Genomic DNA, 20,075 nt, shown 5'->3' on the forward strand with positions numbered 1-20,075 from the left:
AATCATAGATTCAAAATAACCTTCGCTTTTGGATTTCTGCGAACAACTTTTGGTACGTTGGAGCATCAACACTAAAGTGTTGTGCTGCACTTACCACATAGCCCACCAAAGCCTCTACTTCAGTATTGTTTTTTTTGGCTTTAACATCAGAGTGCAGTGAAGACGTTGCTTCGTACGGCAGACTTTCCAGTTTGGTCAATACCTGTTCGGTAATTTTATCAGAGATCGTAACCCCTTTTTGCTTTGCAATTTGGTCCACTTCGTGTACCAGGGCAATCACGGTGTTTCTTTTGTCGGTATCGGCAACTATAGCGCCTACGGGTTTGTCAAAATAGGTGGTTGCCGTGGCCGTTACCGATATAAAGACAAACTTTTCCCAGATCACCTTTTCAATCTGTGGGGTCAGGGTCACCTCTACCCCAGCCTCTTGGAACAGCTTTTCCAAGACCTCCAACCGGGCATCGGAAAGGCCTTCCACACCAAAAAACAGCTTTTTAATATTGCCCTGGTTTTCCACCACCCCCGGCCGTGACAATCGGGCAATAATGTATACACAGCCATCGCACACCAAATTGTTGGGCAACAGTTTTTGGATACGTTCCCTACAGTCCACCCCATTGAGGAGGGGCAAGATCACCGTTTGGGGGCCAATACAGGGTGCCAATTGTTGTATGGTCTGCTCCAGGTCATAACTTTTGGTAGCAACTATAATATAGTCTACCTCTCCAATTTGGGTTGCGTCGTCCGTGGCCAACTTGGGAATGGCCACAAACCGCTTATCACCCTCAATAATCTGTAATCCTGATTGTTGAATCTGCTTCAAATGTGCCCCACGGGCCAAAAAATGCACCTCCACAGCTTTGCTGCGTTCAAATTGTTTGGCGAGCAGGCCTCCAAAAAAGCCTCCCACCCCTCCTATTCCAGCAACAAGGATCTTGATGGCTGCCACGGTTACATTACCCTTGGGTTAGGGTAATTATCGGATTGGTCTTCCGTGGTGCGGTCCATGCAGATAAAATCTTTTTCCACCAGCAAGAACAGCTCATTGCCATTGTCCAAGGTCACTGTGTGCTCAAAACCTACCACTTCGTTCACGTTCCAATCTTTGCAGGTGGCTGCGGGCACAATCAAGGCAATGGTGTCGTCCACAAATTCGGCATCCATATGCGCCTTGGTATCCGATACCTTTACGGCATAGGTAAAGGTACGGCCGTTGAACTCGGTGGTTTCGGCAAAATGGCCTGTATTGCAAAAAGTTTCCACCTCGCTTCGTGTAAGTCGATATCGGACGGAATTCCCTTTGATTCTTATTTTCATAACGTCTTTCTAATTAAGCTGTTTCTGATTCCAGTACTTTCTTTTTCTTATAGCGTAACTTGCCCAGTTCTATACCAATGGAGGTTTTTGCCAACATGGTAAAAACGAAGGCCCCCATGGCCCAGATGCCCAAAGTTACCCAGATTTCAATCCAAGTGGGGGTATATTCCGCTATTTTTCCGTAGGGTCCAGGGATAAAGCCGGGAACGATTAGGCCGAATCCTTTTTCTATCCAAATGGCCACAAACAGAATAAAACAACAGAAATACAAGACCTTAAAGTTATTGCGAAGTTTATGGAATGTCAATAGTACGGTCGCCAAAATATTCAAGGGTATGGAGGTCCATATCCAAGGCAGCAGGGCCGATTTTCCTTCCAACCCAAAAAACAGGTAATAGGCACTTTCGCTGTGGTGCGTAGGGGCATAAAACTCCTTAAAGAGTTCTGAGATGAGCATTATCAAATTGATCTGCGCGGCCACGGTCACAATCATGGCTATTTTGCTAATGGTCTTGTCTTCTATTTTGAATTCTGAAAATTTTCGGATAGCGGCCAAAACTAAAATGATCAATGCGGGACCAGCGGCAAAGGCCGATGCCAAAAAGCGGGGACCTAAAAGGGCGTTGTTCCAAAACGGACGTGCCTGAAGTCCTTGGTACAAAAACGCGGTGACCAAGTGGATGGCCACTGCCCAAAGCACGGATATAATAGACCCGGGAATGTACACTTTGGATTTTGCCTCTTTTCCCTGATAATGTCGAAAGAGAATGTACAACGGAATGGTAATATTGATAAAGAGATAGCCATTGAGCACGATAACGTCCCAAGCCAACATGGAATTCGGGAAATTAAAGACCCCAATCCCCGGAATCATATGCCACAATACCGAAGGGCCTCCCATATCGGCCACCACAAAGGCCAAACACATGACAAGGGCAGCTACGGCCAATCCCTCCCCGATCAAGACCGCCTGTTTAAAATCGATGTCCTTTAGGACATAGGTGGGCATCACCAGCATTACGGCAGCGGCAGCCACCCCGACCAAAAAGGTAAAGTTGGAGATGTAGAGCCCCCAGCTTACACGATCGGTCATTCCGGTTACGCTCAGGCCTTCATCCAACTGAATGGAATAGCAATACATACCAATGAGCATGATCACGGTTAAAAATATCATCCAAATATGGTAGGTTTTGGATCCATGGGTGATGTAATCCAAACTATCTTTTACCATATGTCGAAATGCCCTAAATGTTCCCATTCATTTTGTTTTTGTTAAAGGTTGAAAACCTGTAAACTAGCCTAACGGCTGTCATGTCACGTAAAGTTTGTCATTCAGTACTTGATACGGAATCCACAATTTCCTATGGATTCCTGCTTTTGCAGGAATGACAAATAGTTATTATAAGCTTTATTCTTTTATTTAAAAATACATATTTAACATGCACATTATCAATCATTTAAACTTTATTCATTGCATTGTTAATCCATAAAATACCAGAACTTGGGTTCGGTTCCCAAGTCTTCCTTTAATCGAAATACCTGTTTGTTCTCCAACACCCATCGGATGGTGCTATCGGGGTCCAACAAGTTGCCAAAAATTCGGGCCCCGGTCGGACAAGCCTCTACACAAGCAGGGTCCTTCCCTGCCCTGGAACGCTGCACACAGAAGGTGCATTTTTCCATCACCCCTTTTTTACGCAATCGATTCCCCAAATAATGTTGGTTTTTGTTGATTTCATCCTCAGGCACTTCGGGTTTACTCCAGTTAAAGCGTCTGCCGTCGTATGGGCAGGCCGCCATGCAATATCTGCACCCAATGCACCAATCGTAATCCACCACCACTAGGCCATCTTCTTCACGCCACGTGGCCTGAACCGGGCAGACATTCACACAGGGAGGGTTGTCGCAATGAAAACACTGCGTTCCCATATAAAAATGCCCTTCCGCAGGTACTTCATGGTAATAATTGTCGTCCGCTTCGTTGAATTTAAAACCTTCACCATCCTTCATTTCATGAATGCGGATGTACTGCATCTGCGAATTGCGGTCCTGGTTGTTTTCCTCTACACAGGCACTCACACAATCCATATAGCCCTGGCATTTGGAAATATTGAAGGCATAACCAAAGAGCACATCTTTTGATGCATCCGTAGCGGACATTTTAATATTTTCCTTTTTCCGAAGTTGGTACGATCGTACCAAACGATCTACGGTAGCCTGTTTTTCTTCCTGGGTCATCAGTTTGTAGTTGCCCTTAAACTGTTCCTCCCAATCTATTTGTGCTTTCTCCTTGGTTTCTTCTCCAGCCGTTACGTTGCACGAAGTGTGTACGGCCCCTGCTCCCACCATCAGACTTGCGGTAAGCTTGCGAAAGGCGGTCCTTCTATCCATTTTCACATCGAACACCTGTTGAAAACCATCTTTACGGGTCTGCCCTACCATGGTTTCTTCCATGAGTTCTTGCTCCACAGCCGCATCAAACTCCTCGGCAGAAATAGTGTGTTCATCTTTTGGAGGTTCCACAGCATGGGAACCACAGCCGCCATTTGTTTTACCGCAGCCACAAGTTTGCTTTTTGTTGAGGCCTAAATCCAATTGAAACCATTTCTTTTTATCTCCCATGATATACTTTTTGAATGGCTATTTTCTTTCTTTTACTTTTTCCGTGTTGAACCTTGCTGGCCATTTTGAGGCGATCTGCGGTTCATGCGGATTATGGCAATTTACACAGGTAAATGCTGCCCTTGGTTTTGCCCAACCGCCAATATTCTTACCGTGGGCACCGCCTTTCCAATCTTCAAATTGGGCACTATGGCATTGTGCACATAATTGATAGCTCTGGTTAAAATCAACGGTATTTCCCGTTAAGCTATGCAGATTGTCCATATCACTGTTATTGTGACAGGTAGCACAGTTCATCGCATTTTCATTAGCGTGATTCACTTTGATATCCCAATGGGCCTTATGTTCCCAGAGGTCTTTTTGTTCCCAAGATTCCTTCTGTAACTGTTCCACGGATTTGGAATGGCATTCGGTACAGGTATACGACTTTATCTGACTTTTCCGCTCCGGAATCAAAAAAGTGTGTGCTCCCTCCGTTATTTCCACGGTTTTGATGTCACCCATATATGCTTCGGAAGAAATTCCAGGGTCCTGATAGTGTTTGCCCTCTTCCACTATTTTTTCTTTCAAACTATGGTATTCACCTTCTTTGTGCTTACATGAAAACATGCCACAGAGTATAACCAAACTAAAAACTATTCTAAGCATCTTCATTTTAAATTGGTGTTGGCCCTTACGAACAGTTCTACATTTTGTACTTCTTGCGCTTTAGGTACATGGCATTGTCTACAGTTGATACGTTCGGGATGGGTGGTCCAAAGTTCTTTTACCGCAGCTGGCCCTGCATGGCAAGAAAGACAGTTTTCCCGCATCTGCAATTGGTGAGGTATAGCAGGTGGACTGCCGGGCAAAGCATTGTTTACACCAACCTCGGGGGCAGGCTTTTTATAAAAATTGGTGGCCACAAAGGTTGATTGTGTCTGTTGCTCCACATGACATTGTTTGCAATTGACCATTTCAGGATGGGGCGTTACCGGCGCATAGGCACTGAACTTTTCCACAAAACCTCCATTTTGGTGGCACTGCAAACAAATATTGCCTCCCATACCCAGTTTTTCTTTCACCGGATGGGGAATACTGGGTGGTGCCCCGGGATATGCCCTGTTATCATAATAGGTATCAAGGGTCCTTTGATGGTCTTCATTCAAGGGCATGTTGAGATAATCCAAGGCATACCCAGACCGTTCAAAAACCTTTTTCTCCGAAGGAATAACGGGAATGTCGCTAGCCTCGTGAATAGGAATGTAAGCTTCCTCCAATCCTTGATAGTAGCTATAGGTCCAGTTTGCCAAAAACCCAATGAACAAAAGGGCAAAAACCAATAAGATTCCGACTCTTTTTTTCATTTTAGGCTTTTTCAACTTTTACGGCACATTTCTTATAGTCCGGTTCTTTGGAAATGGGACAGAAGGAATCCAAAGTGATGTCATTGATGAGCATGTTCTCATCAAAAAATGGCACAAACACCTGCATGGGTGCTGGTACTCCTCGTTCATTGACCGAAGCGGGCAAAGTAATTTCACCCCTTCGTGTTGTGAGTTTTACCTTGTCCCCAGTCCGAATCTGCATGCGTTTGGCATCATCAGGATGTAATTCCACATAGGCGTGAGGCATGGCTTGATGCAGCACCGGAATACGTCTTGTCATCGAGCCGGTGTGCCAGTGCTCCACTACCCTTCCGGTTCCCAGCCAATATGGGTATTCTGCATCTGGTTCTTCTGCTGCAGGCTCATAAGGGCGTTGCCAAATGATGGCCTTTCCATCCTTCTTTCCATAAAAATGGAAATCCTTTCCATTGGAACAAGCGGGGTCATATTTGGCATTGAAGCGCCACTTGGTCTCCTTCCCATCCACATACGGCCACATGGCACCTGATTGGGATTTTAGCACCTCAAGGGGAGCCATATTGTGTTTTTTGTTATCGTGATGTCTTCTGTATTCCGTATAGATTTCTTCAATATGGGTTTCGTCCTTATAATAGAACTGCTTTTCGTAACCCATACGTTTTGCCACTTCAATCAATTGCATGGTATCGCTCATAGCTTCCCCGGGTGGCTCCACCATTTGTTCAAAATATTGGGTACGGCGTTCAGAATTCCCATACATCCCTTCACGTTCCACCCACATCGCCGAAGGCAGAATCACATCTGCTATATCCGTTGTCGGGGTTGGATAAATGTCTGAAACCACGATAAAACGACCTTCCTTTTTTGCACCGTCCCGATATCTTTTCAGTTTAGGCATTGTCACCATGGGATTGGTAACCTGAATCCACATAAACCGAATATCACCTCGATCCAAAGCTCTGAACATTTCAACGGTATGATAGGTAGGTTTTGGGTCGATATTTTCAACTGGAACATCCCAAATTTCAGCAGCAAACTCCCGATGCTCTTTGTTCATGACCACACCATGGGGCAGTTTATGGGTCAATGTGCCCACTTCTCGTACTGTTCCACAGGCACTCGGTTGCCCAGTTAAGGAAAATGGACTGTTCCCAGGGCTTGAAATTTTCCCTGTAAGTAAGTGGATATTGTACACCAGATTGTTTATCCAAGTCCCTCGAGTGTGTTGATTCATTCCCATACACCAAAGCGACATCACTTTTTTATTGGGGTCGCCATAATGCGCTGCCATATATTTGATGTCCTTGACCGAAACTCCGGATAGTTTGGAAACTTTTTCAGGGGTATAATCCTCCAAAAATTTCTTGAAATCTTCTAGTGTTATGGGTTCTGGCTTATCCGTAAATTTATAGTTGTCTTCTAGGCCATATCCCATATTGGTCAGACCTTTTCTCAGATTACAATGCTCTTCCACAAAGGCCTTGTTCATCCACCCATTGTTGATAATCTCGTAGCAGATAGCATTTGCAACGGCCAAATCCGTCTGTGGATTAAAAATGATGGACTTGTCCGCGGCCATACTGGTTCTGGTGGTTCGGGTAGCAAAATCTATGATCTTTACACCTCTTTTTAATCGCTGATCCAATAGTCGAGAGAACAGGACCGGGTGCATCTCGGCCATATTATTGCCCCATAACACAAATGTATCTGCATAATCCATGTCCTCATAGCAACCCATGGGTTCATCAATGCCAAACGAGGTCAAAAACCCAGTAACCGCACTGGCCATGCATAAACGAGCGTTGGCTTCTACATTATTGGTGCCGATACATCCTTTAAAAAGTTTTGATGCGACATAACCATCGGGTATGGTCCACTGTCCAGAACCATAAATGGACACGGAGTCCTTGCCATGGTCTTTGATGGTTTCCTGCATTTTGGAAGCAACCAAATCCAAAGCTTCTTGCATAGAAGTTTCTACATATCTCCCATTTTTTTTGACTAATGGTTTTGTCAAGCGATCCTGTCCATACATCGCCATAATGGAATGGTAGCCTTTTACACAGCATAATCCTTTGTTCACAGGCGATTTTGGGTCACCTTTAACGGCAATGGCCTTTCCATTTTCAGTTCCGATAAGCACTCCACAGCCTACCCCACAAAAACGGCATGGAGCTTTCTTCCAATCCAGATTGGCGTCAGCTGGGATGCCTCGCTCCTGCTCCTCGGCAAAGATGATTCCCGGAAACATGCTGGCGGCAGCTGTCATAGCGGACAACATGGCCATTTTCTTAATAAAATCACGCCTGTTGGTGTGTACGGATTTATACATACTATGCTTTTTTTGGAGTGTCAAAGCCGGACACCATGGCCATTAGCTTTATATCACTTATTTGTTCTAGTTTTTGTTTTAATTCTTCTTCCTCTTGTTTTGAGGATGTTTCGGTGACCAATATCAGCACCTCTTCGTTTTCCGCAGGTACAACCTCACATTGTTCCATACTGGAGAGTTCATTCGCCAATGCTGTTTTCTTTCCTTCCGTTGGATGTACCAAATAACTTTTTATCGGCATGCTTACTGGTCTAGGTTGGTTTGAAACAATGTTGGTTTAATGGTAATCATAACCCAACCCCAATAATTGGAGTTGTCGTCAAAATTGTTCTTTAAGAATTCCATTCCTTCGGAAGCGAACAAATGGGAATACCCTGCTTTGATGTTGACATCCTTTTTAAAGTTATAATTGAGTACGAAATCTGCTTCTACTCCCAACTGTTTGGAATCGGTTGCTGCTAAATCCGCTGCAGCGGAAAAATTATGGATACGCCCACTGAGGGAGGTCTTTTCTCCCAATCCGATTACCGAGCCCACGTATACATCCAAAAGTCCCACATTGCTGGCGTGGTTGCCCACAAAAAAGTAGTCCATTAATCCGTTAAACTTATGGTTAGTGCCATAAAATGGTGTAAAAGCCTTGTTTTCACCATTGGAAGGTGCTCCATTATCATTACCACTCAATAGTTCACCCCCAAGAATCAAAGACCATTTGGGTTCCACTTTATAACTGGCTTCCAGGGCCAGCAAATATGCACTTAGATCATTATCGCCAATATCCTTCCCAAATTGATAATATAGGTTGGCCATCCACCCCAGTTTTTCTTCGGAACCCTTAAGATGTGTACCGACAGTCTGGCTAAATCGTGTCTCGTGGTTATCCGCATCAAAGGCATCAATAAATTGCAACCCATTGTTCAGGAAAAGAAAACTGGCGGATACCCCATCCCAATCCTGATGAAACCAGCCATATTGAAGACTCTTATAGGTATTGGTTGTAAGTATATTATTGAGGTTGGCTTCCCCATCTTGATTGAAGGCGGCCCCAACATGAAAACTTGATTTACCTTTTTTATATTTCATGACAGCCGCATCGTGACTACGGGCCTGTTGTGCCCATCCTACGCCGCCAAAAATGCGTTGGTCGTCATAACTTAGTAACTGTCTTCCCAATTTCAAGGAAAACTCAGGTGAAAACAACAATTCACCCCAAGCTTGATGAACGCCAAAACCATTACGGTCGGCTCGATTCAGTTGTGGAACATCTCCCCAAACCCTGATATCCTGAACACTCAAATAAAAATTTAAATATTCATTTTTATATGCAGCGTTCAATCGTGTACGCTGCGAGATGAATGCCGAAGGATCAGCATCATCAGGAAAAAGGGATTGAAAACCATGCCTGAACTCAAAACGAGGTCTAAGCTCTGCATCAACTTTAACCTGTGCATTAATTGCTATTGTACTAAGGAAAAAAAGGAACAGGTATATTCCGATAGGTTTCATTGGGTTGGAGGTTAGTTGTTGTGATGTGCTGTTTGAATTTACAACTTTTTTGTAGAAAAATTCCATCAAGGTCGAACTATTTAGGGTTTATAAATCGGATGGAAATTTCCGATTTAAAAGAGAGCCAAAACATGACAAACGTCATGTTTTATTGAATTGGTTTATGTATGTTTTGAATTAATCAACCATTTTGAGAGATTCAGGTTAGCTTTCAGAATACAATTAATCAAATCAAATGTTAGAGAAATTCCCGTTTGTGGGCATTCCTAAGAATATGCTTTTTATATTTATGAACTTTACTTCAAAACCAATGATCGTATGAGCAAGGCTGTTTATGTTGGTACCCTTGAACCGCACTCCGGAAAGTCGCTTTTCATTCTTGGGTTTATGAAATTGCTTTTGGGAAAGGTGCCAAAGGTGGGATATTTTAGGCCCATTATTGATGACACAAAAGATGGGGAAACAGACAATCATCTTGCTACCGTTCTGGACTATTTCCAATTGGATTCAACCCCTAAAGAAAGCTATGGGCTTTTAAAAAGTGAGGTCATCAATTTTTATAATTCGGATCAGGAAGGTGAAATTCTGGATGAAATCATCTCAAAGTACAAGCAAATTGAGGATTCACACGACTTTGTCTTGGTAGAAGGCAGTGATTTCACAAACGATGGAAAGGTCATAGAGTTCGACCTGAACATGGAAATCGCAAAAAACCTGAGTATTCCTGTTATTCTCGTTGATAATGCCCAAAGCAAAGGCCTAGAGGAATTTTGTGGAAATCTGGATGCAGCAGTCAAAGCCTATTCCCAAAAAGGAATTGACGTTATGGGGGTGATAGCAAACAAAGTACGACCTGAGAATTTAACTTTGGTCGAAACCACTTTGAAGAAAGGATTGGATGAAAGCGTCCAAATATTTACGGTGCCACGGGTTAAAAACCTATCGCACCCTACTTTAAAAGAAATTGTGGGAACCTTGAAGGGCAATGTTCTTTTTGGTCACGAACATCTCAATAACCAAACGGGCAGTTTTGGTGTGGGAGCTATGCAGCTGCATAATTACCTAAATCATTTAAAAGAGCGAAGTCTGGTTATAACACCCGGGGATAGATCTGATATCATACTTGGCGCCTTGCAAGCCCATAGATCAGAGAATTACCCCAATCTCTCAGGAATTATTCTTACCGCAGGGATAGTACCTGAACCTTCAATTTTGAAATTGTTGGAAGCTACGAGCGATCTACCCATTATTTCGGTACAGCAAGGAACTTTTGAAGCAACCAATCTGGTCGGGGGCATTAAATCCAGGATATATGCAGAAAGCAAACAGAAAATAGAAACATCCATTTCCCTTTTTGACCAATATGTAAAAGGTGAATCTTTATTGGAACGTCTGAGCGGGTTTGCCTCGAAAATCATGACTCCAAGAATGTTCCAGTACAATCTTGTACAACGAGCAAAAAAGCATAAAAAGCATATCGTTCTACCCGAAGGGGAAGATGAAAGAATCCTGAGAGCGGCGGTGGATTTGGTACATTCGGACATTGTGGAGATTACCCTGCTCGGAAATAAGAAGAAAATAGAATCCAAAGCATTCCGTATGGGGTTGGACCTTTCTTCAATCCATATTTTGGACCCTTTAGAAGCGGAAAATTTGGAAACATATGCGTCCACTTTTTACGAATTACGAAAACATAAAGGTGTCAATATGGATATGGCCAGGGATATGATGCACGATGTGTCCTATTTTGGGACCATGATGGTTCATTTGGGTGATGCAGATGGAATGGTCTCAGGAGCCGCCCATACTACCCAGCATACCATTAGGCCCGCCTTGCAATTTGTGAAGACCAAACCAGGTACCAATGTGGTTTCCTCGGTTTTCTTTATGTGTTTGGAGAACAGGGTCTGTGTTTTTGGTGACTGTGCCATAAATCCGAACCCTACTGCAGAACAATTGGCAGAAATAGCCCTTTCCTCGGCTGCATCCTCAGTAAATTTTGGCATAGAACCGAAGGTTGCCATGCTATCGTATTCTTCAGGCAGTTCGGGCAAAGGGGCTGATGTGGAAAAAGTGCGAGAAGCTACAGAATTGGTAAAAGCGCAAAATCCAGATTTGCAAATAGAAGGACCTATTCAATACGATGCCGCTGTGGATCCTTTGGTCGGACAGAGCAAAATGCCTGATTCAAAGGTAGCGGGACAGGCTTCTGTATTGATTTTCCCAGATCTCAATACGGGAAACAACACCTATAAGGCAGTACAACGAGAAACCGGGGCGCTGGCCATTGGTCCAATGCTTCAGGGTCTGAACAAACCTGTGAACGATCTGAGCAGAGGGTGCACGGTTGATGATGTCTTTAATACGGTGGTGGTCACTGCGATACAAGCACAAGAAAACTAAATCCTAGCATGAAAATCTTAGTCATCAATTCTGGCAGCTCTTCCATAAAATTTCAGGTGATACAAATGCCTGATGGAGAAACTTTATGCAAGGGACTTATCGAGCGTTTGGGGGAAGAAAATGGTAAAATCCACTATCAAAGTCAAAAAGATGACTTACATAAAACTGAACATTTCAAGGACCATTCGGCTGGATTGAATGCAGTTATTGAAATGCTGACCGACAAAGAAATCGGTGTTGTAGCGGACCATGCCGAGATTGATGCCGTGGGCCATCGGGTAGTCCATGGTGGTGATGCTTTTGATGCTCCGGTTCGAATAAGCTCCAACGTGCTCAGAACCATTAAACGTCTTTCTTCCTTAGCCCCACTTCATAACCCGGCAAATGCCATAGGTATTGAAACGGCCATGGAATTGTTTCCAAAGGCCGTGCAAGTCGCCGTTTTTGATACGGCCTTTCACCAAACGATTCCCCAAAAAGCCTATACCTATGCCATTCCCAAGGAGTTGACCGAAAAACACCATATCCGAGTTTATGGTTTCCATGGGACCAGTCATAAATATGTGTCGGAAAGAGCCATGGAATACTTAAATGGGAAGAGCACCAATATTATTAGTGTCCATCTTGGCAATGGTTGTAGCATTACGGCCATAAAGGATGGAAAAAGTATTGAACATTCCTTGGGTTTTGGACCATCCAATGGATTGATCATGGGTACACGAAGCGGAGATATTGATCAATCAGTTATTTTTTTCTTGATGGATACCTTTGGGATTAATTCAAAGGATATCAACGAGATTTTACAGAAAAAAAGTGGTCTTTTAGGATTGACGGGATATTCGGACCTTAGGGACATTCAGCGCGAAGCAGATTCTGGGAACCCCGATTGTATTCTCGCTTTGGAAATGACCGCACATCGCATAAAAAAATACATCGGCGCTTATGCCACCTTGCTCAATGGACTGGACGCCTTAATTTTTACTGCAGGTATTGGCGAAAATTCAGCAATGCTTCGGGAGATGGTATGTTCTGATTTAGATTTTCTGGGCATAAACATTGATTTGGAAAAGAACCTAGCTGTGGATATCAAAAAAGGGATCAACGAGTTTCAGAATGCCGAAAGCAAGGTGCCTCTCTTGGTTATTCCCACTAATGAAGAATTGGAAATCGCCAAGCAAAGTTACTCCCTGTTATCAGCAAAGCAAGGGCGCCGCAGTTTAAAAATTGGGTGAATTCATAATTCAATCAGAGCTAATGAAGATTAAAGAAGAAAAGATCAAAGAACTGATTGCCCAGATTGAAACCATTTTGGAGGCTATTCGGTTGGCTGAACCAGAATATAAAAACCTTTTGGAACAGGTTGACCCAGCTTATTCCAAAAGTGCCAGGAACCTTGTCCATTATAACACATTTAGAACATTCGATTTAAGAACCACCCAAAAGAGATTAAAGAACATTGGTCTAACTCGACTTTCAAAAGCTGGAGGGCACCTAAAATCCAGCTTGTTAAAAACAAGGTACATTTTATATAGCCTGCTTGGCAAGCCTCCCATTCCTGCTGATAAGGCCGGTCTATCCATAAAAAATGGAAAAAGGTTATTGACCCGAAATACAAAAGAACTTCTAGGGTATCGTTCCAAAGGACGACGAGTGCGTATCATGGTTACCCAACCGACCGAAGCGTCTTCTGATTATAAAATAGTCCATGATATGGTGGGCAATGGCATGAACTGTGCTCGAATCAATTGTGCCCATGATGATAAAGAGGTATGGACAAAAATCATCGCCAATATTAAAAAAGCCTCTAAAGCACATGGGAAACAGGTTAAAATTGCGATGGACCTTTCCGGTCCTAAAATCAGGACAGGGAGTATTACACCTGGACCAAAGGTTAGAAAGTTTACTCCTGATCGTGATGACTCCGGAAACATTATAAGTCCAGCTGAACTCATTTTTGTGCCAGAAGTTACGGAAGATTCGGAGCCCAATACCGTGCCTATTCCTTTGGAATGGTTAAAAAAATTAAACCTAGGCGACGAATTAAGATTGGCGGACACCCGGAACAAGTTAAGGCGGCTGAAGGTTGTAAGTGTTGAAGAGCAACAGGTCCAAGCCCATTGCTACGAAACTTCATACATTGGCACGGGAACCATCATCCAAAGTAAAGATGGTACACTTGAAAACATAGTGGTTGGTGAACTTCCTCCAATTGAACAATACATTCTACTAAGAACGGGTGATCTTCTTACCATAACCAAAGCGGATACTGCTGGCAACCCAGCTAAATTTGATGAGGATGGGAATCTTATGGAAAGTGCGAATATCTCCTGCCAGCTACCTGAGGTCTTCGAAAGAGTAAAAAAAGATGAAGAAGTTTTGTTTGATGACGGGAAGATTGAAGGCCGTATAGAAGCTGTTTTTAACGACCGTTTCGAAGTGCGTATCACTCGTGCAAAAGAAAAAGGGTCGAAACTCAAGGCTGAAAAAGGAATGAACTTTCCCAATACAGATTTAGGAATTAGTGGCTTGACTTCTAAGGATAAAGAGGATTTGGAATTTGTGGCAAAGCATGCCGATATTGTAAACTTTTCCTTTGTCAACTCTAAAAAGGATGTTGAAGAACTGTTAGCGGAATTGAAGAAATGGAAAGTTGCAAACAAACTGAGCATCATTCTAAAAATAGAGACCAAAGCTGCGTTTGACAATCTGGTGGAAATACTTTTAACCGCAATGCAAGTGAAATACATTGGTGTAATGATAGCAAGAGGGGATCTTGCCGTTGAAACCGGATGGGATTCCATAGGAAAAGTACAGGAAGAGATATTATCCATTTGCGAAGCAGCCCATATTCCCGTGGTATGGGCAACCCAAGTTTTAGAGAATTTTGCTAAAAAGGGACTTCCTTCTAGAGCAGAGATAACGGATGCCACAGCTTCCTTAAAAGCGGAGTGCGTAATGTTGAACAAGGGCTCTTACATTAATGAGGTTCTTCAATTACTCAACAATATCTTGTCCAACATGGAACGGTTTCACAATAAGAACGATGCAATGTTGCCTAAAATGGAAAAGGCATGAATTACATCTGTTCTAGAATTAACTTGTTGGAAAGATACATATAACGTGTATACGGCTTGGACCTTTCCCCTGCATGTTCATAAGCCTTTCCAAAGTGAAAAGTGGCCTTTTCTTGATTACCGTCTTTGATATAATATTCCCCCATGGCCAGGTTTGCAATCCAATTATCCGGTTCTTTTTTGAGCATTTCCGATAGAATTTCGAAAGTCTTTGATTTGTTTCCCTCCAGAAGCATAAAGCTCAAAGGGTAATAATAATGATATGGAAATCCTTTGCCCAGAGCCAATGCCTGTTCTCCGTTTTGTTCACTTTCCTTGACCATTCCCTTTTTGAGCAACAAATTGGATTTTAACATTACATTACGAAACTCCTTCCCAACGGCAATCGATTTTTCAACATACTGTAACGCTTCATCAATGTCAGTAGGATCTTTAGCTACAGTCAATTGCGCTATTTTGATATAATCATCAACCGTTTTTTCTTCTTTGGCTTTTAAATCCGCTAGTACATTTGATGTTACATCCACCTCTATTTTAATCCCACATTTTGTATTTGACCATTGCAGCTCCAAAAATGCCGATTCAGGCTTACGGGATACAAATTGGTAGTTGAGCCATTCCTGATATGGTCCCTGTTCAGGTATAGCTGTCACACGCAGTGCATCTTCCTCTTTTTTATAACTAAAACTGCCCCAACTATCTGATTTGTTGGAAAAGATAAATGTCCACTCCTTTTCTCTCACATAAATGTGCAATCCGTATTTGCCTTTGGCAAGCGGTTGCCCTTGCACCCTTACATCGTGGGTGAACTCTATGGTCGTATTCTCATTTGATCCAGCTCTCCAAGGATATTCAACACCATCGACCACAAAATCGTACGGCACGATTCCTCCAAAAATCTTCCTTTTCTTTGCAGATGGGCTATGGTATACTACCGTCACGTCCGTAGTTCCAATACGCTGCATAACAGAAGCCTTGGGGCTTACCTTGGTCGCTACAAGCATATCTTGTGCGTTTAAAGTGAAGCACGCAATTCCTATAAAATAGATGCAAAACAATAGGCTATTCTTTATCATGATTGTTCGTTTTGATTTTGTATTACTTTATTTTAAGACCCTCGGGGTTCGCAAATCTTCCCGTTACAAGCCAGCCGCCAAAATCCTCGGATACTGCAATAAGTAAGGTGTTCTTTCCCTTCTTTAGATCAAGATAAACGGCATCAAAAAGGCCAATGGTCCCTAGATATCTGTAATCCCTTGTTTGAAATCCGTTGGTTCCTTTGTAGATGGGCTTATTGTTCAAAAAGACCACTGCCCTATCACTATAACCAAAATCGAAAAGTTTTACCTGATCTTTGTCCGATGTTATGGTCAATCTTGCAAAAACAGTATTGCCAGGAACATCACCATCAATTTTTATTGCTCTTGCAATGTTTGAGGCCACCCCCTCCTCCACGTAGATTTTTTTGTTCCATTTAAGGCGGGACATCAAAGAACTTATCGTTTGTGGGCTCTCCAATTCTTTTTCCTCAAACTTGCTGGACACCGTCCACTCCCCTACGACATTCTCAATAGGTTCCCTAGTTCCTGGCTCAAAATTTTGGATGACCGGGGTCTGTTGGTCGATTTTAATATTGGCTATATGAAAACCACGAAATAGTCCTCCTGAAAAACTAATGCTTCCCGCTTTGGGCTCATGAAACAACTGCCAAGAAAGATGGGGTGTTTCGGAATAATCCAAAAACACTTGGGCCTGGCGACCATTTACAACAATTTTCACATGGGTCCAGCTATCAAAGTTATAGTTATGGGGAAAGGAATATTTGGAGCCAAAATAAAACTGCCAATTGGCAAGCCCATTGGTTACCGGGGTAGCTTGGTTGGCATCCGGATTCCCAGATTGATGCGGTCTAATATAAAATTGCTCTGCATCATCATCATTAATTCTAAAGTATACCCCAGGGAATCCGCGATCTTCGGTTATATAAATGTCATATTCGATGATCCCGTTCAAAAAGGATATATCTTTCAAACCTACCGTCCCTCCCTTAAAATAGATAGTCTTATATCCTTTGAAATCTTCAAAGATGTATGATGATGTATTCATTTTTAGATGAACCGTGTCTAAGGAAATGACTTCTTGACTGAAAGAGAAGAATAGATTGAAAAGAAAAAGAATGGATAAACTGATTGTTTTGTTCATGACTACATATTTTTTGATGCACCAAAGCTCCAACAGGGGGCGCAAAATCCAAAAACAAGTTCGTTCAAGTTGATTCATTCCGATTCAGGAACATATTTTTTTGTGATCTTTGTTTTACAAACCCAGAAGATGTATTCGGAACACCAATTGGTTAAAAAATGTTTGTTGCGCATTGAGGAAATCCTTGAATGGGGACCTTCAGATGAATGGCACAATGATATGTTTGTTGAATTGAGTGAGCATATCCAGCAGCAGACCAAAGTCCTTTTGAGTCCTGTAACCTTAAAAAGGGTTTGGGGCCGTATTGATTACAAAAGCGCCCCAAGCATTACCACTTTGAATACCCTTGCCCAATTTTCCGGTTTTGAAAACTGGAGGGACTTTAAGGGAAAAACATCCACAAAAAAGACATCTCGGCTTTCAAAAATGATAGGAGCTAATCTGGGGGTAATAATGTTGAGTGCCTCGGTGATGACGGTTATCTTTATTTCATTTTTCTCTCTAAAAGGCCCAACAGACGACGCTACCCAAATAGACATTTCCAAAGTCGTTTTTGAAAGTAGGCCTATTGTAAAAGGATTACCCAACTCTGTTGTTTTCAATTTGGATTTAGCAGGCATCAAATCGGACAGCATTCATATTCAACAGTATTGGGACCCCACTAAAACCATTGAATTAAGCCCTAATCAAAAACAGGCAACCGGTCAATACTATTTTCCAGGGTATTTTAGGGCCAAGCTTTTGGTCGATGGCAACGTCATCAAGCAACATGATCTATTTATTAAAACAGAAGGTTGGCTGGGCACCCTGGATTATAGGCCAATTCCAAAATACATTGAATCCAACACCATCTATAATGGAAAACTCTCTTTCCCTTCCAATATAGTAGCTGAAATTGCAGGTATTGAAGAACCCTTTTCTTCCACTTTCCATATGGTAAAGGACTTTGAACCAATTTCTGGAGATAATTTTGAGCTTCAATCCACCATTCAAAATACCTACAGGGATAAATGGGCGGTATGCCAAAAGGCCTACATTATCGTTTTGGGAACAAAGGGTGCCATGGTGGTGTCTTTTTCCATCCCTGGCTGCGCTTCGGATTTATATGTGATGATGAATGACACCTATTTAAATGGAAAGGAAACCGATTTATCTGGATTCGGAATTGATCTGACCCAAGCAAAGGACATCAAACTACGTGTCAAAAACAAGCAGCTCAATGTATCTGCTGGAGATCGTCAGCTTTTCTCCGGAAGTTATAATGAGAGTATTGGCAGAATTGCCGGGATTCGCTATCGATTTCTTGGAGCTGGAGAAGTTTCCCAAAGCATTCTTTCTGATTTGAACAGAGAAACTGTCATCGATTTTCTGGAAGAAAGCACTCTAGCTGAATAGTCAAGTATCCCTGTTATAAATATTACTTTATCCTTCATTTTTGAGGAGTTCTTAATTATTAGCCCAACAATTCATAATATTGAAGGACAATAACTCTAAGACAAACGACATGTACAAGGTTTTGGTTGTAGGATGCGGTAATATGGGCACCTCGCATGCAAGAGCTTATCATAAACTTGAGCAGTTTCAAATTGTAGGATTGGTAAGTCGTAGCCCAGGTAGTAGAAACAGCTTATCGGAAGAATTGGGAGGACTGCCTACCTATTCTGATTTTGATGAGGCGCTAAAAGCAACACAACCGGATGTAGTGTCCATTAACACCTATCCTGAAACCCATGCTGAGTACGTTAAAAAAAGTTTGAGAGCAAAGGCGCACGTGTTTGTTGAAAAACCTATTGCTACCAATGTTAAGGATTCGAAGGAACTAGTTCAATTGGCCAAGGATAACAACTTGAAATTGGTGGTGGGCTACATTTTAAGGGTGCATCCTGCATGGAAAAAATTTGTATCCCTTGCCCAGGATTTGGGCAAACCCCTGGTTATGCGAATGAATCTTAATCAGCAAAGTTGTGGTGTTCAATGGGAAACGCATAAGAATCTGATGAAATCTATGTCGCCCATTGTGGATTGCGGTGTGCATTATGTAGATATCATGTGCCTAATGACCCAGGCAAAGCCCATTAAAGTCAGTGGCATAGGCGCCAAATTATCCCATGAAATAGATGACCAGATGTACAATTACGGACAATTGCAAGTAACCTTTGATGATGGATCTGTAGGTTGGTACGAAGCCGGCTGGGGACCTATGATCAGCGAGACTGCTTTTTTTGTGAAAGATGTCATGGGACCAAAAGGAAGTGTGAGTATAGCGGAAAAGACAGATGCCGAATCACAAAATATTGACGAGCATACACAGACCGGGGCATTACATCTACATTACAGTGATGTGGATGGAACCGGTAACTTCCTTAAAAAAGATGAATTGATTCCCATTGAAAATGAGCCTTCACACGATGAGCTTTGCCAACTGGAACAAGAGTACTTGTTGAAAGCTATTGAAGAAGATTTCGATTTGTCACAGCATCTTGAAGATGCCATTAACAGCCTTAACATTGTTTTGGCCGCTGATGAATCGTTCCGAACAGGAAAAACGGTATATCTTGATTAAGCTAGTCCTCATCCATAATAAGACAATCAACGTTAGCGTGCAGCCATAAGAACGAAGCAGGGCACTGTGGGTCCACTTTTGAAGCTAAAAATTGTTGTTTTGCCTTTTCTTTTCCACTTCCTGAAATTAACAGAAGTATTCTTTTGGCACTGAGGATATCCCGGATTCCCAACGTCATCCCAAATTCCGGTTTTTCTGTTTGATTCAGTACCATATTATGTTGTTGTGATTGAGTGGTTAAACGGGCCACATGACATTTTTGGGTCAAGACGGCAGGTGGTTCATTAAACCCCAAATGCCCATTTTTTCCCAATCCCAGAATACACAGGTCTATTGGACCTTTTGCTTCCAAAAGGTTTTGTATCCGGGTACATTCTTCCTTGGGATTTTCTGTTTCTTCGTTGAAAGCAAAATAGTTTTCATCATCAATTTTCAAAGGGTCAAGAAGTTCATTTCGTAAATAGGTCTCACAACTTCCTTCCTTACTTTTCAAGCCTACCCATTCATCCAACTTAATCAATCGCAAGCTTTTATATCGGTCTGGGTTAAGTCTTGAATTGTCTACTAATTTCCTATAAATGGGTAACGGAGAACTTCCTGTGGCAGCACACAAAAGTAAATTGGGCTTTTTATCAATTTCTTCAATCACCAAATCAACCGCAGTGGATACAAAGTTTTCTTTGCTTTCAAATTGGAGAACATTCATGGTC

General features: G+C 42.4%; 17 protein-coding genes. 5 read left to right on the top strand and 12 right to left on the bottom strand.

Going from position 1 to position 20,075, the window contains the following annotated elements; translation table 11 throughout:
- Positions 1–10: 10 nt before the first annotated feature.
- From ACOQO1_RS05065 to ACOQO1_RS05105, 9 genes are all read right to left on the bottom strand, one after another.
- Entirely contained in the window at positions 11–949 is a 939-nt protein-coding gene (locus ACOQO1_RS05065; protein WP_420601777.1) for a ketopantoate reductase family protein, read from the bottom strand.
- Positions 950–951: 2 nt separating this feature from the next.
- The gene (locus ACOQO1_RS05070) at positions 952–1,317 is read right to left on the bottom strand and encodes a DUF7009 family protein (RefSeq protein WP_420601778.1); all 366 of its coding nucleotides are present in this window, start codon (positions 1,315–1,317) and stop codon (positions 952–954) included.
- 13 nt (positions 1,318–1,330) lie between these two features.
- Complete coding sequence (dsrP, locus tag ACOQO1_RS05075; RefSeq protein ID WP_420601779.1) at positions 1,331–2,575, bottom strand: sulfate reduction electron transfer complex DsrMKJOP subunit DsrP; 1,245 nt, start codon at positions 2,573–2,575, stop codon at positions 1,331–1,333.
- Positions 2,576–2,796: 221 nt separating this feature from the next.
- A complete protein-coding gene (locus ACOQO1_RS05080; protein ID WP_420601780.1) occupies positions 2,797–3,939 on the bottom strand; it encodes a 4Fe-4S dicluster domain-containing protein in 1,143 nt (380 codons plus the stop codon).
- An 18-nt stretch (positions 3,940–3,957) separates the two neighbouring features.
- On the bottom strand, positions 3,958–4,587 hold the full coding sequence (locus ACOQO1_RS05085) for a cytochrome C (protein ID WP_420601781.1): 630 nt from the start codon (positions 4,585–4,587) through the stop codon (positions 3,958–3,960).
- A 2-nt stretch (positions 4,588–4,589) separates the two neighbouring features.
- Positions 4,590–5,285, bottom strand: coding sequence for a nitrate reductase cytochrome c-type subunit (locus ACOQO1_RS05090; protein ID WP_420601782.1), 696 nt, complete (start codon positions 5,283–5,285; stop codon positions 4,590–4,592).
- A 1-nt stretch (position 5,286) separates the two neighbouring features.
- The gene (locus ACOQO1_RS05095) at positions 5,287–7,617 is read right to left on the bottom strand and encodes a molybdopterin-dependent oxidoreductase (RefSeq protein ID WP_420601783.1); all 2,331 of its coding nucleotides are present in this window, start codon (positions 7,615–7,617) and stop codon (positions 5,287–5,289) included.
- Position 7,618: 1 nt separating this feature from the next.
- Complete coding sequence (locus ACOQO1_RS05100) at positions 7,619–7,858, bottom strand: chaperone NapD (RefSeq protein ID WP_420601784.1); 240 nt, start codon at positions 7,856–7,858, stop codon at positions 7,619–7,621.
- A 2-nt stretch (positions 7,859–7,860) separates the two neighbouring features.
- Complete coding sequence (locus ACOQO1_RS05105; protein ID WP_420601785.1) at positions 7,861–9,189, bottom strand: alginate export family protein; 1,329 nt, start codon at positions 9,187–9,189, stop codon at positions 7,861–7,863.
- A 252-nt stretch (positions 9,190–9,441) separates the two neighbouring features.
- Between ACOQO1_RS05105 and pta the strand changes: the two genes are divergently transcribed.
- From pta to ACOQO1_RS05120, 3 genes are read left to right on the top strand one after another with little or no spacing between them, the layout of a single operon-like run.
- Complete coding sequence (gene pta, locus ACOQO1_RS05110; RefSeq protein ID WP_420601786.1) at positions 9,442–11,526, top strand: phosphate acetyltransferase; 2,085 nt, start codon at positions 9,442–9,444, stop codon at positions 11,524–11,526.
- Positions 11,527–11,534: 8 nt separating this feature from the next.
- Positions 11,535–12,758, top strand: coding sequence for an acetate/propionate family kinase (locus ACOQO1_RS05115; RefSeq protein WP_420601787.1), 1,224 nt, complete (start codon positions 11,535–11,537; stop codon positions 12,756–12,758).
- A gap of 22 nt (positions 12,759–12,780) precedes the next feature.
- Positions 12,781–14,601 (top strand): pyruvate kinase, encoded by a 1,821-nt coding sequence (locus ACOQO1_RS05120; RefSeq protein ID WP_420601788.1) that lies wholly within the window; start codon positions 12,781–12,783, stop codon positions 14,599–14,601.
- A gap of 1 nt (position 14,602) precedes the next feature.
- Here ACOQO1_RS05120 and ACOQO1_RS05125 read toward each other — a convergent pair whose 3' ends face one another.
- Both ACOQO1_RS05125 and ACOQO1_RS05130 read right to left on the bottom strand, forming a co-directional pair.
- Entirely contained in the window at positions 14,603–15,676 is a 1,074-nt protein-coding gene (locus tag ACOQO1_RS05125) for a DUF2911 domain-containing protein (RefSeq protein ID WP_420601789.1), read from the bottom strand.
- A gap of 22 nt (positions 15,677–15,698) precedes the next feature.
- Positions 15,699–16,802, bottom strand: coding sequence for a hypothetical protein (locus ACOQO1_RS05130; protein WP_420601790.1), 1,104 nt, complete (start codon positions 16,800–16,802; stop codon positions 15,699–15,701).
- 129 nt (positions 16,803–16,931) lie between these two features.
- Between ACOQO1_RS05130 and ACOQO1_RS05135 the strand changes: the two genes are divergently transcribed.
- Both ACOQO1_RS05135 and ACOQO1_RS05140 read left to right on the top strand, forming a co-directional pair.
- Positions 16,932–18,197: a hypothetical protein gene (locus ACOQO1_RS05135; RefSeq protein WP_420601791.1), complete on the top strand. Its 1,266-nt coding sequence runs from the start codon at positions 16,932–16,934 to the stop codon at positions 18,195–18,197.
- Between the two features lie 109 nt (positions 18,198–18,306).
- On the top strand, positions 18,307–19,365 hold the full coding sequence (locus ACOQO1_RS05140) for a Gfo/Idh/MocA family protein (protein WP_420601792.1): 1,059 nt from the start codon (positions 18,307–18,309) through the stop codon (positions 19,363–19,365).
- Position 19,366: 1 nt separating this feature from the next.
- Here the strand turns inward: ACOQO1_RS05140 and ACOQO1_RS05145 are convergent, their stop codons facing one another.
- Complete coding sequence (locus ACOQO1_RS05145) at positions 19,367–20,071, bottom strand: galactosamine-6-phosphate isomerase (protein WP_420601793.1); 705 nt, start codon at positions 20,069–20,071, stop codon at positions 19,367–19,369.
- Positions 20,072–20,075 lie beyond the last annotated feature (4 nt).

The sequence above is a fragment of the Flagellimonas sp. genome, assembly GCF_965222555.1.
Lineage (GTDB): Bacteria > Bacteroidota > Bacteroidia > Flavobacteriales > Flavobacteriaceae > Flagellimonas.